This is a genomic window from Enterobacter cloacae complex sp. 394F7, from assembly GCF_057320385.1.
On record NZ_JBXWCS010000001.1, the window covers coordinates 485,851 to 502,567 of the forward strand.

The window sequence follows — 16,717 nt, forward strand, 5'->3', positions numbered from 1 at the left end:
TCGCTGTGCTGGTATGCGACTTACTATGTCGCCAGAATTAACCCCCATCTTAATCGTTGACAGTCTCAGGAAAGAAACATGGCTACCAATGCAAAACCCGTGTACAAACGCATTCTGCTTAAGCTGAGTGGCGAAGCGCTGCAGGGATCGGAAGGCTTCGGTATTGACGCAAGCATTCTCGACCGCATGGCACAGGAGATCAAAGAACTTGTCGAACTGGGTATTCAGGTCGGCGTGGTCATTGGCGGTGGCAACCTTTTCCGTGGTGCTGGTCTGGCGAAAGCGGGGATGAACCGCGTTGTGGGCGACCATATGGGTATGCTGGCAACCGTGATGAACGGTCTGGCAATGCGTGATGCGTTGCATCGTGCCTATGTGAATGCCCGCCTGATGTCCGCTATTCCTTTGAATGGCGTTTGCGATAACTACAGCTGGGCAGAAGCGATCAGCCTGCTGCGCAACAACCGCGTGGTGATCCTCTCCGCCGGTACGGGTAACCCGTTCTTTACAACCGATTCCGCTGCCTGCCTGCGCGGTATCGAAATCGAAGCCGATGTGGTGCTGAAAGCAACCAAAGTGGATGGCGTGTTTACCGCCGACCCGGCAAAAGATCCCTCTGCCACCATGTACGATCAGCTGTCCTACAGCGAAGTGCTGGAAAAGGAGCTGAAAGTGATGGATCTTGCCGCCTTCACGCTGGCTCGCGACCACAAACTGCCAATCCGTGTCTTCAATATGAATAAGCCTGGCGCACTGCGCCGCGTGGTCATGGGCGAAAAAGAAGGCACATTGATCACGGAATAATTTCCGTCGGCGATAAATACAGGTAAGATTCCGCTTTATTTTGAAGTGGTATCTTACCCGGACGCGCCATTGGCGTTGTCATGAATTAAACGCGACTATACTTAGCACACCTGTAGCACTGTGCTGGCGGATAGTCTGCCTGAGACAAGTTTTCAAGGATTCGTAACGTGATTAACGACATCAGAAAAGATGCTGAAGTACGCATGGAAAAATGCGTAGAAGCGTTCAAAACCCAAATCAGCAAAATCCGTACTGGCCGTGCTTCTCCAAGCCTGCTGGATGGCATCATCGTAGAGTACTACGGTACGCCTACCCCTCTGCGCCAGCTGGCGAGCGTGACCGTGGAAGATACCCGTACGCTGAAAATCAACGTGTTCGATCGCTCTATGGGCCCGGCAGTTGAGAAAGCGATCATGGCATCTGACCTCGGTCTGAACCCAAGCTCTGCGGGTGCTGATATCCGTGTTCCACTGCCTCCACTGACCGAAGAGCGTCGTAAAGACCTGATCAAAGTCGTGCGTGGCGAAGCTGAGCAGGGTCGTGTTTCCGTGCGTAACGTCCGTCGCGACGCTAACGATAAAGTGAAAGCGCTGCTGAAAGAAAAAGAGATCAGTGAAGATGACGATCGTCGTTCACAGGACGATATTCAGAAAATGACTGACGCTGCCATCAAGAAAATTGATGCGGCGCTGGCAGATAAAGAAGCGGAACTGATGCAGTTCTGATTTCTGTCTTACACTGATAAACGCCGTTCAGAGGGACTTCGGGTCTTGCTGGCGGCGTTTTGCTTTTATCTGGTCTAACTTTTTTCGGGCATCTCATGAAGCATTTAACTCTCCTTGGCTCAACCGGATCTATCGGTTGCAGCACTCTCGACGTTGTACGCCACAACCCTGCGCTTTACACCGTGACAGCACTGGTGGCCGGGAAGAATGTGCAGCGAATGGTCGAGCAGTGTCTGGAGTTTACGCCCCGCTATGCGGTAATGGATGACGAAGAGAGTGCCCGCCAGCTGAAAGCCGCTCTGCAAGAGAAGGGCAGTCGTACTGAGGTTCTGAGCGGGCAGCAGGCTGCCTGTGAGATGGCCGCGCTGGACGAGGTCGATCAGGTGATGGCCGCCATTGTTGGCGCGGCCGGGTTGCTGCCGACGCTGGCCGCCATCGATGCCGGTAAAGATGTTCTGCTGGCGAATAAAGAGTCGCTGGTAACCTGCGGACGTCTGTTTATGGAGGCGGTTAAGCAGCGCGGAGCACGACTTTTGCCGGTCGACAGCGAGCACAACGCCATTTTTCAGAGTTTACCGCAACCTTTTCAGCAGAACCTGGGGTACGCTGACCTGGAGCAGAATGGAGTTGTATCGATTTTGCTTACCGGGTCTGGTGGCCCGTTCCGTGAAACGCCACTGTCTGAACTGAGCGCAATGACGCCGGATCAGGCGTGCCGTCATCCGAACTGGTCAATGGGGCGTAAGATCTCCGTTGACTCTGCCACTATGATGAACAAAGGTCTGGAATACATTGAAGCTCGCTGGCTGTTTAACGCGTCGGCGAAACAGATGGAAGTGCTGATCCACCCGCAATCGGTGATTCACTCGATGGTGCGCTATCAGGACGGCAGCGTGCTGGCACAGCTGGGAGAGCCGGATATGCGTACGCCAATTGCACATGCAATGGCATGGCCTGAACGCGTGAAATCTGGCGTGAAGCCACTCGATTTTTGCAAGCTGAGTTCTCTGACGTTCAGTGAACCTGACTACGATCGTTATCCGTGTCTTAAGCTTGCAATGAATGCCTTTGACCAGGGGCAGGCGGCGACGACGGCACTCAATGCAGCCAATGAAATTACCGTTGAAGCATTTCTGAATCAGCAGATCCGTTTCACCGATATCGCTATGCTGAATTTGTCGGTACTGGAGTTGATGGATCTGCGCGAACCACAAAGCGTGGAAGAGGTGCTGGCGGTGGATGAGCAGGCTCGCATTATTGCGCGCAAACAGGTGACACGTCTCGCAAGCTGGTGATAAAGCAAGCACCAGTCGTCGTGCTATTTGTTAGCGTTGGGCTTCGGTGATATAGTCTGCGCCACCTGATCGCAGGTATTTGACTTTAAGTGGTCAGGTAAGCCGTGGTTTGACACGGCTTTTTTACGTATAGGCTTCAGTATTCCTGAGTACCGTTAAATCCTTTTCAGGGACTAAAAACGCGTTATGTTGTCTGCGAATCAACCAATAAGCGAAAACTTGCCAGCTCATGGCTGCCGTCATGTAGCAATCATCATGGATGGCAATGGCCGCTGGGCGAAAAGACAAGGGAAGATACGAGCCTTTGGGCATAAAGCTGGGGCGAAATCTGTTCGCCGCGCCGTCTCTTTTGCCGCCAATAACGGCATTGATGCGTTAACGCTCTATGCTTTTAGCAGTGAAAACTGGAATCGACCTGCGCAGGAAGTGACTGCGTTGATGGAACTGTTTGTGTGGGCGCTCGACAGCGAAGTAAAAAGCCTGCACCGCCACAACGTGCGCCTGCGTGTCATTGGCGAAACCAGTCGTTTTAACTCACGTTTGCAGGAACGGATTCGTAAAGCAGAAGCGCTGACTGAAAATAACACGGGTCTGACGCTGAATATCGCGGCGAATTACGGTGGACGCTGGGATATTATCCAGGGGGTTCGGTACCTGGCCGAACAGGTTCAGGAAGGGTTGTTGAGGCCCGACCAAATTGATGAAGACGCGCTGAGCAAGCAAATCTGCATGAATGAACTGGCACCTGTGGATTTGGTAATTAGGACAGGGGGAGAACATCGCATAAGTAACTTTTTGCTGTGGCAAATTGCCTATGCCGAACTTTACTTTACGGATGTGCTTTGGCCCGATTTTGATGAACAAGACTTTGAAGGTGCGCTGCATGCCTTTGCCAATCGAGAGCGTCGTTTCGGCGGCACCGAGCCTGGTGGCGACAAAGCCTGATGGGGGTAGCTTTTGCTGAAGTATCGCCTGATTTCCGCTTTTGTATTAATACCCATTGTCATTGCGGCGCTGTTTTTACTGCCCCCGGTGGGATTTGCTATTGTCACGCTGGTGGTGTGTATGCTGGCCGCGTGGGAATGGGGACAGTTTAGCGGCTTTACGTCGCGCAGTCAGCGGGTATGGCTGGCGGTACTCTGTGGCTTGATCCTGGCCCTGATGCTGTTTACCTTGCCGGAATATCACCATGATATTCACCAACCACTGGTTGCCGGGTCCCTGTGGGTATCGTTGGCCTGGTGGATCGCCGCCCTTGTTTTGGTGCTTTTTTATCCAGGCTCCGCGGCGTTATGGCGCAATTCAAAAGTGCTGCGCCTTATATTTGGTCTTCTTACCATCGTGCCTTTTTTCTGGGGCATGGTGGCTCTGCGCGCCTGGCACTACGACGAAAACCACTACAGCGGTGCGATTTGGCTGCTTTATGTGATGATTCTGGTCTGGGGGGCTGACTCTGGGGCCTATATGTTTGGTAAACTGTTCGGCAAACATAAACTGGCTCCGAAGGTGTCGCCCGGTAAAACCTGGCAAGGATTCATCGGCGGCCTGTTTACGGCAGCGATTATCTCCTGGGGCTATGGCGTCTGGGCGAATCTGGACATTGCACCGTCAATACTGCTGGTGTGTTCGATTTTTGCCGCGCTGGCCTCGGTACTCGGTGATTTAACCGAAAGTATGTTCAAGCGAGAAGCAGGGATTAAGGACAGCGGACACCTGATTCCAGGGCATGGCGGGATACTGGATCGCATTGACAGCCTGACAGCGGCTGTTCCCGTGTTTGCTTGTCTGCTTTTACTGGTATTCGGGACGATTTAACGGAAGGTTTTATGCTGAGCATTCTCTGGAATCTGGCGGCGTTCATTGTTGCACTGGGTGTACTGATTACCGTGCATGAATTTGGCCATTTCTGGGTTGCTCGCCGTTGCGGTGTGCGCGTAGAGCGGTTCTCCATCGGTTTTGGCAAATCACTCTGGACGCGTACTGACCGTCACGGCACGGAATTTGTCATCGCCCTTATCCCGCTCGGTGGCTACGTCAAAATGCTCGACGAACGTGTTGAGCCTGTGGCCCCTGAGCTTCGACACAGCGCGTTTAATAACAAAACCGTTGGACAACGTGCCGCCATCATTGCTGCCGGACCGGTAGCCAATTTCATCTTTGCTATCTTCGCTTACTGGCTGGTGTTTATCATCGGCGTTCCGGGCGTGCGTCCGGTTGTCGGTGAAATCGCCCCCAATTCCATCGCGGCGAGTGCGCAAATTACGCCGGGGATGGAACTTAAAGCGATTGATGGTATCGAAACCCCTGATTGGGATGCCGTGCGACTGCAACTGGTAGCCAAAATCGGTGATGAGCAGACCACGGTCAGCGTGTCACCGTTTGGTTCTGACCAGCGACAGAATAAAGTGCTGGATTTGCGTCACTGGAGTTTCGAGCCAGACAAAGAAGATCCCGTCTCTGCGCTGGGGATTCGCCCACGTGGTGCGCAGATCGAACCGATATTAGCCGAAGTTCAGGCAAATTCGGCGGCGAGCAAAGCGGGTTTGCAAGCTGGCGACAGGATCGTTAAAGTCGATGGTCAGCCATTAACACAGTGGATGACCTTTGTTACTCTGGTGCGCGATAATCCGGGTACGTCGCTCGCGCTGGAAGTTGAAAGGCAGGGTAGTCCACTCTCGCTGACGCTGATCCCGGATAGCAAATCGGTCGGCAAAAAGGCAGAAGGGTTTGCAGGCGTTGTGCCTAAAGTGATCCCGCTGCCTGATGAGTACAAGACAATACGCCAGTATGGGCCGTTTAGCGCCATCCTTGAAGCCACGGATAAAACATGGCAACTGATGAAGCTGACGGTAAACATGTTGGGGAAATTGATAACCGGTGATGTGAAACTGAACAACCTCAGTGGGCCAATTTCGATAGCTCAGGGGGCTGGGATGTCAGCGGAGTTCGGGGTGATTTACTATCTCATGTTTCTCGCGCTCATTAGCGTGAACCTTGGGATCATCAACCTGTTCCCGCTTCCCGTTTTAGACGGGGGTCATCTGCTGTTTTTAGCGATTGAAAAGCTAAAAGGCGGGCCGGTATCCGAGCGAGTTCAAGACTTTAGTTATCGCATTGGCTCGATTTTGCTGGTGCTGTTAATGGGGCTTGCACTTTTCAATGATTTCTCTCGGTTGTAAGAGAGTTAGTTAGGAAGAACGCATAATAACGATGGCGATGAAAAAGTTGCTCATAGCGTCGCTGCTGTTTAGCAGCGCCACCGTATACGGTGCTGACGGGTTCGTAGTGAAAGACATTCATTTCGAAGGCCTTCAGCGTGTCGCCGTTGGTGCGGCCCTCCTCAGTATGCCTGTGCGCCCCGGCGATACGGTTAATGATGATGACATCAGTAACACCATCCGTGCTCTGTTTGCCACCGGCAACTTTGAGGATGTCCGCGTCCTGCGCGATGGTGATACGCTGCTGGTTCAGGTAAAAGAACGTCCAACGATCGCCAGTATCACTTTCTCCGGTAACAAGTCGGTGAAAGATGACATGCTCAAGCAGAACCTTGAAGCATCCGGTGTTCGTGTGGGGGAATCTCTGGACCGCACCACCCTTTCAGACATTGAAAAAGGTCTGGAAGACTTCTATTACAGCGTCGGTAAGTACAGCGCCAGCGTGAAAGCGGTGGTGACTCCGCTGCCGCGTAACCGTGTTGACCTGAAGCTGGTCTTCCAGGAAGGCGTCTCGGCGAAGATCCAACAGATCAACATCGTCGGGAACCACGCGTTCACTACCGACGAACTGATCTCCACCTTCCAACTGCGTGACGAAGTGCCGTGGTGGAACGTGGTGGGCGATCGCAAATACCAGAAACAGAAACTGGCGGGCGACCTCGAAACCCTGCGCAGCTACTATCTGGATCGCGGTTATGCCCGTTTCAACATCGACTCGACTCAGGTGAGTCTGACCCCGGACAAGAAAGGGATCTACATTACGATTAACATCACAGAAGGCGATCAGTACAAGCTTTCGGGTGTTGAAGTAAGTGGCAACCTGGCGGGGCATTCTGCCGAGATCGAATCGCTGACCAAAATTCAGCCAGGCGATCTGTACAGCGGTTCTAAAGTAACCAAAATGGAAGACGGCATTAAAAAGCTGCTCGGCCGCTATGGTTATGCCTATCCGCGTGTGCAAACTCAGCCGGAAATCAACGACGCGGATAAAACCGTTAAGCTTCACGTTAACGTTGATGCGGGCAACCGTTTCTACGTGCGTAAGATCCGCTTCGAAGGTAACGACACCTCCAAAGATTCCGTTCTGCGTCGCGAAATGCGCCAGATGGAAGGGGCATGGTTGGGTAGCGACCTCGTTGACCAGGGTAAAGAGCGTCTGAACCGTCTGGGCTATTTTGAGACAGTTGATACCGATACCCAGCGTGTGCCGGGCAGCCCGGACCAGGTTGATGTCGTGTACAAAGTGAAAGAGCGTAATACCGGTAGCTTTAACTTCGGTGTGGGCTACGGTACTGAAAGCGGCGTGAGCTTCCAGGTTGGCGTTCAGCAGGATAACTGGCTGGGTACGGGTTACTCGGTGGGTATCAACGGTACCAAAAACGACTACCAGACCTACTCTGAGTTCTCTGTCACTAACCCATACTTCACCGTCGACGGTGTGAGCCTGGGTGGTCGTATCTTCTATAACGACTTTAAAGCAGACGACGCGGATCTGTCCTCGTACACCAACAAGAGCTACGGTGTAGACGGTACGCTTGGATTCCCGGTTAACGAATACAACACCCTGCGTGCGGGCTTAGGTTACGTGCACAATGACCTGTCCAATATGCAACCGCAGGTGGCAATGTGGCGTTATCTCGACTCTATCGGCCAGTCGGCGAGCACCTCCAGCGATAACAACGGTTTTGCGGCGGATGACTTCACCTTCAACTACGGTTGGACGTATAACCGCCTTGACCGTGGTTACTTCCCAACGGAAGGTTCTCGTGTCAACCTGAATGGTAAAGTGACTATTCCTGGTTCTGATAACGAGTTCTACAAGTTAACGCTCGATACTGCCTCGTACTTCCCGATCGATGACGATCATAAGTGGGTGGTTCTGGGTCGTACCCGTTGGGGCTATGGCGATGGTTTAGGCGGCAAAGAGATGCCGTTCTATGAGAACTTCTACGCCGGTGGTTCCAGTACCGTTCGTGGCTTCCAGTCCAACAACATTGGTCCGAAAGCGGTTTATTACGGCGGTAATGACGAAGATAACTGCGCAAGCCGGGATCCAAAACAGGTTTGTAGCTCTGATGATGCGGTAGGCGGTAACGCCATGGCCGTGGCGAGCCTTGAGTTCATCACGCCAACGCCATTTATCAGTGATAAATACGCGAATTCAGTCCGTACGTCCTTCTTCTGGGATGCCGGTACCGTGTGGGATACCAACTGGGAGAACACTGCCCAGATGCGTGCGGCAGGTGTTCCAGACTACAGCGATCCGGGCAATATTCGCATGTCTGCAGGTATCGCATTACAATGGATGTCACCGCTGGGGCCGTTGGTCTTCTCTTACGCCCAGCCGTTTAAGAAATATGATGGAGATAAGTCGGAGCAATTCCAGTTTAACATTGGTAAAACCTGGTAATTCTCCGCGGCAAAGGAATGCGTTGGCAGTGTAGCGCTGACAACCGGCGATCGGTAAAACGATCGCCTTGCCACGCAAAGAACGGTACCTTCTGGTGCCAATGGGATGGTAAGGAGTTAATTGTGAAAAAGTGGTTATTAGCTGCAGGTCTCGGTTTAGCGATGGCAACTTCTGCTCAGGCAGCAGACAAAATTGCAATCGTCAACATGGGTAATTTGTTCCAGCAGGTTGCACAGAAAACTGGCGTTTCTGCGACTCTGGAAAACGAATTCAAAGGCCGTGCAAGCGAACTGCAGGGTATGGAAAACGATCTTCAGTCCAAAATGCAGCGTCTGCAGCGTGATGGTTCTACCATGAAATCAAGCGAGCGCAGCAAACTGGAAAAAGACGTAATGGCTCAGCGCCAGACGTTCTCCCAGAAAGCGCAGGCTTTCGAGCAGGATCGTCAGCGTCGTTCTAACGAAGAGCGTGGCAAGCTGGTGACTCGCATTCAGACTGCTGTTAAAGCAGTTGCTGCCGATCAGAACATCGATCTGGTTGTTGATGCGAACGCCGTTGCTTTCAACAGCAGCGATGTTAAAGACATCACCGCTGATGTTCTGAAACAGGTTAAATAAGTAATGCCTTCAATTCGACTGGCTGATTTAGCTCAGCAGTTGGATGCAGAATTACACGGTGATGGCGATATCGTCATCACCGCTGTTGCGTCCATGCAATCTGCTAAAGCTGGCAATATTACCTTCATGGTAAGCCCTAAGTACCGTGAACATCTGGCTCAATGCCAGGCGTCGGCTGTTGTTCTGACGCAGGACGATCTTCCGTTTGCCACTGGTGCGGCACTGGTAGTGAAAAATCCCTACCTGACGTATGCTCGCATGGCACAAATTCTTGATACCACGCCGCAGCCGGCGCAAAACATTGCTGCCAGTGCAGCAATCGATCCGACGGCTCAGCTGGGTAACAACGTAGCAGTCGGCGCAAATGCCGTGATCGAGTCTGGCGTCGTACTGGGCGATAACGTCGTCATCGGCCCGGGCTGCTTCGTTGGGAAAAACACAAAAATCGGCGCCGGGACCCGTTTGTGGGCCAATGTGTCCGTCTACCACGAAGTTGAAATCGGCGAAAATTGCCTCGTTCAGTCCAGCACAGTGATTGGTTCTGACGGTTTTGGCTACGCTAACGATCGTGGTAATTGGGTTAAGATCCCGCAACTTGGTCGCGTTATCATTGGCGATCGCGTTGAGATCGGAGCCTGCACCACCATTGACCGTGGTGCGCTTGACGACACCATTATCGGCAACGGTGTTATTATCGATAATCAGTGCCAGATTGCGCATAACGTTGTGATTGGCGACAATACCGCGGTTGCAGGTGGCGTCATCATGGCAGGCAGTCTGAAAATTGGCCGTTACTGCATGATTGGCGGTGCCAGCGTGATCAATGGTCATATGGAAATATGCGACAAGGTCACCGTGACGGGAATGGGCATGGTAATGCGTCCTATCACTGAGCCAGGCGTCTATTCCTCAGGCATCCCGCTGCAACCTAACAAGGTATGGCGTAAAACAGCAGCTCTGGTGATGAATATTGATGATATGAGCAAGCGACTCAAGTCCCTTGAGCGTAAGATCGATCAACAAGACTAAGCGTTCATCTTTTTAACGCTTAATTTCCCGGCCTGTCGGCTTTCTTTTAAACCGGCAGGCCGTGTTATTATTGCTAATCAGTACATTTTGACAGGAAGAGTATTTTGACTACCGACACTCATACTCTGCATATTGAAGAGATTTTAGAACTTCTGCCGCACCGCTACCCGTTTTTGCTGGTAGACCGTGTGCTGGATTTTGAAGAAGGTCGTTTTCTGCGCGCAGTGAAAAATGTCTCCGTTAACGAGCCATTCTTCCAGGGGCACTTCCCTGGTAAACCCATCTTCCCGGGTGTGTTGATCCTGGAAGCGATGGCACAAGCTACCGGTATTCTTGCGTTTAAAAGCGTAGGCAAACTGGAGCCGGGTGAACTGTACTACTTCGCGGGTATCGATGAAGCGCGCTTCAAGCGTCCTGTCGTGCCTGGTGATCAGATGATCATGGAAGTCACTTTTGAAAAAACGCGTCGTGGCCTGACTCGCTTTAAAGGCGTAGCGCTGGTTGACGGCAAAGTTGTTTGCGAAGCGACGATGATGTGTGCTCGTAGCCGGGAGTCCTGATACGTGATTGATAAATCTGCCTTTATTCATCCTACCGCTATTGTGGAAACCGGCGCCATTATTGGTGCTAATGTCCACATTGGCCCATTCTGTATTGTTGGTCCCCATGTCGAAATTGGTGAGGGTACAGTACTGAAATCTCACGTTGTCGTGAATGGTCATACGACCATTGGCAGCAACAATGAGATCTATCAGTTCGCCTCCATCGGCGAAGTTAACCAGGATTTAAAATATGCTGGTGAGTCGACCCGTCTGGAAATTGGCGATCGTAACCGTATCCGCGAAAGCGTCACCATTCATCGTGGAACAGTACAGGGTGGTGGGTTGACGAAGGTGGGCAGCGATAACCTGTTTATGGTTAATGCGCACATCGCGCACGACTGTACCGTAGGTGACCGCTGTATTCTTGCCAACAACGCAACGCTGGCAGGACACGTATCGGTTGATGATTTCGCAATTATTGGCGGTATGACCGCAGTCCATCAGTTCTGCATCATTGGTGCACACGTGATGGTCGGCGGATGCTCCGGTGTGGCGCAGGACGTCCCACCGTATGTAATTGCGCAGGGCAACCATGCCACGCCATTCGGCGTGAACATCGAAGGCCTCAAGCGTCGTGGCTTTAGTCGCGAAGCGATTACGGCTATCCGCAACGCGTATAAGTTACTGTACCGTAGCGGCAAAACGCTGGAAGAGGCGAAGCCGGAAATTGCCGAACTGGCGGAAAAGCACCCTGAAGTGAACGCGTTCATGGAATTCTTTGACCGTTCCACAAGGGGTCTGATTCGTTAATGGTCGACAGTCGTCCGCTTACGATAGCCCTGGTCGCCGGAGAAACCTCCGGCGATATTCTTGGTGCCGGTCTTATCCGCGCGCTTAAGGCTCGCGTACCTGATGCTCGCTTTGTTGGCGTTGCAGGCCCGCTAATGCAGGCTGAAGGCTGCGAAGCCTGGTACGAAATGGAAGAGCTGGCCGTGATGGGCATTGTTGAGGTGCTGGGGCGACTGCGTCGTCTGCTGCATATCCGCGCCGATCTTACCCGCCGCTTCACCGAGCTCAAACCCGATGTCTTTGTCGGTATTGATGCGCCTGACTTCAACATTACCCTCGAAGGGAATCTGAAAAAGCAGGGCATTAAAACCATTCACTACGTCAGTCCGTCCGTCTGGGCGTGGCGACAGAAACGCGTTTTCAAAATCGGACGGTCAACCAATCTGGTGCTGGCTTTCCTGCCTTTCGAAAAAGCGTTTTACGACAAATTTAACGTTCCGTGCCGTTTTATCGGGCATACCATGGCGGATGCGATGCCGCTGGATCCGGATAAAAACGCAGCGCGTGACGTGCTGGGGATCCCTCACGATGCGCACTGTCTGGCTCTTCTGCCGGGTAGCCGTGGCGCAGAAGTAGAGATGCTTAGCGCGGACTTCCTGAAAACCGCGCAAATTCTGCGCGATACCTACCCCGATCTCGAAGTGGTTGTGCCGCTGGTGAACGCCAAACGCCGCGAGCAGTTTGAGCGTATCAAAGCCGAGGTTGCACCGGATCTTCACATCCATCTGCTGGATGGAAAAGGCCGTGAGGCGATGGTCGCGAGCGATGCCGCGCTGCTGGCCTCCGGTACGGCAGCCCTGGAGTGCATGCTGGCGAAATGTCCGATGGTGGTAGGCTATCGCATGAAACCGTTCACCTTCTGGCTGGCCAAACGCCTGGTGAAGACGGAGTACGTTTCGCTGCCAAACCTGCTCGCCGGGCGTGAACTGGTGAAAGAGCTTTTGCAGGACGAGTGTCAGCCTCAGGCGCTGGCCGATGCCCTGCTACCGCTGCTTGCCAACGGCAAGACCAGCCACCAGATGCATGATACGTTCCGCGAACTGCATCAGCAGATCCGCTGTAATGCCGATGAGCAAGCGGCTGATGCGGTGCTGGAGTTAGCAAGATGATGGAATTTATTTATCCTCACACCCACCTTGTTGCGGGTGTGGACGAAGTGGGCCGTGGCCCGTTAGTGGGCGCTGTTGTGACCGCGGCGGTGATCCTCGATCCTGCCCGTCCGATTATCGGGTTGAATGACTCCAAAAAGCTTTCAGAAAAGCGCCGACTGGCGTTATTTGATGAGATTCAGGAAAAAGCATTAGCCTGGAGCCTTGGGCGTGCTGAACCGCATGAAATTGACGAGCTGAACATCCTGCATGCCACAATGCTGGCGATGCAGCGTGCGGTGGCGGGGCTGAAAATTGCCCCGGAGTATGTTCTTATTGACGGCAACCGTTGCCCTGCATTACCAGTGCCTTCCATGGCGGTAGTAAAAGGGGATAGCCGGGTCGCGGAAATCAGTGCGGCTTCTATTATTGCCAAAGTGACTCGCGATGCTGAAATGGCCGCGCTGGATCTCACTTACCCTCAGTATGGCTTCGCTCAGCATAAAGGGTATCCTACAGCCTTCCACCTGGAAAAGCTGGCTGAACATGGCGCAACCGAGCATCACCGGCGCAGTTTTGGCCCGGTGAAACGCGCGCTGGGACTGGTGTCCTGAATCAATACGCAAGCAATTAAGTAACGCGGAATCTGAAGATGGCTGAACCACGTTTCGTACACCTGCGGGTGCATAGCGACTACTCCATGATCGATGGGCTGGCAAAAACCGGGCCGCTGGTAAAAAAGGCGGCCTCACTGGGTATGCCTGCGCTGGCGATCACCGATTTTACCAACCTGTGTGGTCTGGTGAAGTTCTACGGAACGGCGCATGGCGCGGGGATGAAACCCATCGTCGGAGCTGATTTTCATGTGCAGAGCGAACTGCTCGGCGACGAAATGACGCAAATTTCCGTGTTAGCGATGAACAACACGGGTTATCAGAATCTCACCCTGCTTATCTCCAAAGCCTACCAGCGAGGCTACGGCGCCCTGGGGCCATGGATTGACCGGGACTGGCTGGCGGAGCTGAACGAAGGGTTATTGCTGATCTCCGGCGGCCGCATGGGTGATGTGGGCAAATGCCTGCTGCGCGGCAATAGTGCGCTGGTGGATCAGTGCGTATCATTCTATGAAGAGTACTTCCCGGATCGTTATTATCTGGAGCTGATCCGCACCGGTCGCCCGGATGAAGAGAGTTATCTCCATGCCGCTGTGGCGCTTGCGGAAGTGCGCGGGCTGCCCGTGGTGGCAACCAACGATGTACGCTTCCTTGAGGCCGGGGATTTCGACGCTCACGAGATTCGCGTGGCGATCCATGATGGCTTCACCCTCGACGATCCGAAGCGCCCGCGTAATTATTCTGCTCAGCAGTTCATGCGCAGCGAAGAGGAGATGTGTGAACTCTTCTCTGACATCCCGGAAGCGCTGGAAAACAGCGTTGAAATCGCCAAGCGCTGTAACGTTACCGTGCGTTTGGGTGAGTATTTCCTGCCGCAGTTCCCGACCGGGGAAATGACCACGGAAGACTTCCTGGTCATGAAATCCAAAGAAGGTCTGGAAGAACGTCTTGAGTTCCTTTTCCCGGATGAAGAAGAGCGTAAAAAACGCCGTCCGGAGTATGACGAGCGCCTGGATATCGAACTTCAGGTTATCAACCAGATGGGCTTCCCGGGCTACTTCCTGATCGTAATGGAGTTTATCCAGTGGTCGAAGGATAACGGCGTGCCGGTTGGTCCTGGACGTGGTTCCGGTGCCGGGTCACTGGTGGCCTATGCGCTTAAGATCACTGACCTCGATCCGCTGGAATTTGACCTGCTGTTCGAACGTTTCCTTAACCCGGAACGTGTCTCCATGCCCGACTTCGACGTCGACTTCTGTATGGAAAAACGTGACCAGGTTATTGAGCACGTGGCGGATATGTATGGCCGTGACGCGGTTTCGCAGATCATTACCTTCGGTACGATGGCGGCGAAAGCGGTTATCCGCGACGTGGGCCGCGTGCTGGGGCATCCGTACGGCTTCGTCGATCGCATCTCTAAGCTGGTGCCGCCCGATCCGGGGATGACGCTGGCAAAAGCGTTTGAAGCCGAGCCGCAGCTGCCGGAAATCTACGAAGCTGACGAAGAAGTCAAAGCGCTGATCGACATGGCGCGTAAGCTGGAAGGCGTCACGCGTAACGCCGGTAAACACGCGGGTGGTGTGGTTATCGCCCCGACCAAAATTACCGACTTTGCGCCGCTCTATTGTGACGAAGCGGGGCAGCACCCGGTTACCCAGTTTGATAAGAACGACGTTGAATACGCCGGGCTGGTGAAGTTCGACTTCCTCGGTCTGCGTACGCTTACCATCATCAACTGGGCGCTGGAGATGATCAACGCCCGCCGCGAGAAGAACGGCGAGCCGCCGCTGGATATCGCGGCTATCCCGCTGGATGACAAGAAAAGTTTCGACATGCTGCAGCGCTCGGAGACCACCGCGGTCTTCCAGCTTGAATCCCGCGGCATGAAAGATCTGATTAAACGTCTGCAGCCTGACTGCTTCGAAGATATGATCGCACTGGTGGCGCTGTTCCGTCCGGGACCGCTGCAGTCGGGGATGGTAGATAACTTTATCGACCGTAAGCATGGTCGGGAAGAGATTTCCTACCCGGACGTTCAGTGGCAGCACGAAAGCCTGAAGCCGGTACTGGAGCCAACCTACGGCATCATCCTGTATCAGGAACAGGTCATGCAGATTGCTCAGGTGCTCTCCGGCTATACCCTCGGCGGCGCGGATATGCTGCGTCGTGCAATGGGTAAGAAAAAGCCGGAGGAGATGGCCAAGCAGCGCTCTATTTTTGAAGATGGCGCGAAGAAAAACGGCATTGACGGCGAACTGGCAATGAAAATCTTCGACCTGGTGGAGAAATTCGCCGGGTACGGATTTAACAAATCGCACTCTGCCGCCTATGCTTTGGTGTCGTATCAAACCCTGTGGCTGAAGGCGCACTATCCCGCTGAATTTATGGCGGCGGTAATGACCGCCGATATGGATAACACCGAGAAGGTGGTTGGCCTGGTGGATGAGTGCTGGCGCATGGGACTGAAGATCCTGCCGCCGGATATTAACTCGGGTCTTTACCATTTCCACGTTAACGACGACGGGGAGATCGTGTACGGGATCGGCGCAATCAAAGGCGTAGGTGAAGGGCCGATCGAGGCGATCATCGAAGCGCGTAATAACGGCGGTTATTTCCGCGAGCTGTTTGATCTGTGCGCCCGTACCGATACCAAAAAACTGAACCGCCGCGTGCTGGAAAAACTGATCATGTCCGGTGCGTTCGACAGGCTGGGGCCGCACCGCGCCGCGCTGATGAACTCGCTTGGCGACGCGCTTAAAGCCGCGGATCAGCATGCAAAAGCGGAAGCCATTGGCCAGGCGGACATGTTCGGCGTGCTGGCGGAAGAGCCAGAGCAGATCGAGCAGTCTTACGCCAGCTGTCTGCCGTGGCCAGAACAGGTGGTGCTGGATGGTGAGCGTGAAACGTTAGGCTTGTACCTGACGGGGCACCCGATCAATCAGTACATCAAAGAAATTGAGCGCTATGTCGGAGGCTACAGGCTGAAAGACATGCATCCGACAGAACGTGGTAAAATCACCACGGCTGCGGGGCTCGTGATTGCTGCAAGGGTTATGGTCACCAAGCGCGGCAATCGTATCGGCATCTGTACCCTGGATGACCGTTCCGGGCGTCTGGAGGTGATGTTATTCACCGACGCGCTGGATAAATACCAGCAATTGCTGGAAAAAGACCGCATACTTATCGTCAGCGGACAGGTCAGCTTTGATGACTTCAGCGGGGGGCTTAAAATGACCGCCCGCGAAGTGATGGACATTGACGAAGCCCGGGAAAAATATGCTCGCGGGCTTGCTATCTCGCTGACGGACAGGCAAATTGATGACCAGCTTTTAAACCGACTCCGTCAGTCTCTGGAACCCCACCGCTCGGGGACAATTCCAGTACATCTCTACTATCAGAGGGCGGATGCACGTGCGCGGTTGCGCTTTGGTGCAACGTGGCGTGTCTCTCCGAGCGATCGTTTACTGAACGATCTCCGTGGCCTCATTGGTTCGGAGCAGGTGGAACTGGAGTTTGACTAATACAG

The 16,717-nt window shown here is 53.5% G+C and carries 14 protein-coding genes; all 14 read left to right on the forward strand.

All coding sequences use genetic code 11. The annotated features are described in order from the left end of the window. Window positions 1-78: 78 nt before the first annotated feature. The 14 genes from pyrH (at window position 79) to dnaE (ending at window position 16,712) form a co-directional block, all read left to right on the forward strand. A complete protein-coding gene (pyrH, locus tag AC2FAK_RS02335; RefSeq protein ID WP_003856194.1) occupies window positions 79-804 on the forward strand; it encodes a UMP kinase in 726 nt (241 codons plus the stop codon). Between the two features lie 167 nt (window positions 805-971). Next, the gene (gene frr, locus AC2FAK_RS02340) at window positions 972-1,529 is read left to right on the forward strand and encodes a ribosome recycling factor (RefSeq protein WP_008501909.1); all 558 of its coding nucleotides are present in this window, start codon (window positions 972-974) and stop codon (window positions 1,527-1,529) included. 95 nt (window positions 1,530-1,624) lie between these two features. Continuing rightward, window positions 1,625-2,824, forward strand: coding sequence for a 1-deoxy-D-xylulose-5-phosphate reductoisomerase (gene ispC / locus AC2FAK_RS02345; protein ID WP_038981256.1), 1,200 nt, complete (start codon window positions 1,625-1,627; stop codon window positions 2,822-2,824). 186 nt (window positions 2,825-3,010) lie between these two features. Beyond that, window positions 3,011-3,769 carry a (2E,6E)-farnesyl-diphosphate-specific ditrans,polycis-undecaprenyl-diphosphate synthase gene (gene ispU, locus AC2FAK_RS02350; protein WP_095455335.1) on the forward strand — a complete coding sequence of 253 codons (759 nt, stop codon included), beginning with the start codon at window positions 3,011-3,013 and terminating at the stop codon, window positions 3,767-3,769. 12 nt (window positions 3,770-3,781) lie between these two features. Then, window positions 3,782-4,639 (forward strand): phosphatidate cytidylyltransferase, encoded by an 858-nt coding sequence (gene cdsA, locus AC2FAK_RS02355; protein ID WP_013095657.1) that lies wholly within the window; start codon window positions 3,782-3,784, stop codon window positions 4,637-4,639. Window positions 4,640-4,650: 11 nt separating this feature from the next. After that, complete coding sequence (gene rseP / locus AC2FAK_RS02360) at window positions 4,651-6,003, forward strand: sigma E protease regulator RseP (protein WP_014830712.1); 1,353 nt, start codon at window positions 4,651-4,653, stop codon at window positions 6,001-6,003. A gap of 31 nt (window positions 6,004-6,034) precedes the next feature. Next, window positions 6,035-8,452, forward strand: coding sequence for an outer membrane protein assembly factor BamA (gene bamA, locus AC2FAK_RS02365; protein ID WP_013095659.1), 2,418 nt, complete (start codon window positions 6,035-6,037; stop codon window positions 8,450-8,452). A gap of 122 nt (window positions 8,453-8,574) precedes the next feature. Next, window positions 8,575-9,069, forward strand: a complete 495-nt coding sequence (gene skp, locus AC2FAK_RS02370; RefSeq protein ID WP_013095660.1) for a molecular chaperone Skp — start codon at window positions 8,575-8,577, stop codon at window positions 9,067-9,069. 3 nt (window positions 9,070-9,072) lie between these two features. Beyond that, a complete protein-coding gene (gene lpxD, locus AC2FAK_RS02375) occupies window positions 9,073-10,098 on the forward strand; it encodes a UDP-3-O-(3-hydroxymyristoyl)glucosamine N-acyltransferase (protein WP_013095661.1) in 1,026 nt (341 codons plus the stop codon). A 104-nt stretch (window positions 10,099-10,202) separates the two neighbouring features. Continuing rightward, window positions 10,203-10,658, forward strand: coding sequence for a 3-hydroxyacyl-ACP dehydratase FabZ (gene fabZ / locus AC2FAK_RS02380; RefSeq protein ID WP_010426706.1), 456 nt, complete (start codon window positions 10,203-10,205; stop codon window positions 10,656-10,658). A gap of 3 nt (window positions 10,659-10,661) precedes the next feature. After that, the gene (gene lpxA, locus AC2FAK_RS02385) at window positions 10,662-11,450 is read left to right on the forward strand and encodes an acyl-ACP--UDP-N-acetylglucosamine O-acyltransferase (protein WP_013095662.1); all 789 of its coding nucleotides are present in this window, start codon (window positions 10,662-10,664) and stop codon (window positions 11,448-11,450) included. Further along, window positions 11,450-12,598 carry a lipid-A-disaccharide synthase gene (gene lpxB / locus AC2FAK_RS02390; RefSeq protein WP_013095663.1) on the forward strand — a complete coding sequence of 383 codons (1,149 nt, stop codon included), beginning with the start codon at window positions 11,450-11,452 and terminating at the stop codon, window positions 12,596-12,598. Before lpxA ends, lpxB begins: the two co-directional genes overlap by 1 nt. Continuing rightward, window positions 12,595-13,191, forward strand: a complete 597-nt coding sequence (gene rnhB, locus AC2FAK_RS02395; RefSeq protein WP_013095664.1) for a ribonuclease HII — start codon at window positions 12,595-12,597, stop codon at window positions 13,189-13,191. The genes lpxB and rnhB overlap by 4 nt, the downstream gene beginning before the upstream one ends. Window positions 13,192-13,229: 38 nt before the next feature. Further along, window positions 13,230-16,712, forward strand: coding sequence for a DNA polymerase III subunit alpha (gene dnaE / locus AC2FAK_RS02400; RefSeq protein ID WP_095455334.1), 3,483 nt, complete (start codon window positions 13,230-13,232; stop codon window positions 16,710-16,712). The last annotated feature ends 5 nt before the right edge of the window (window positions 16,713-16,717 follow it).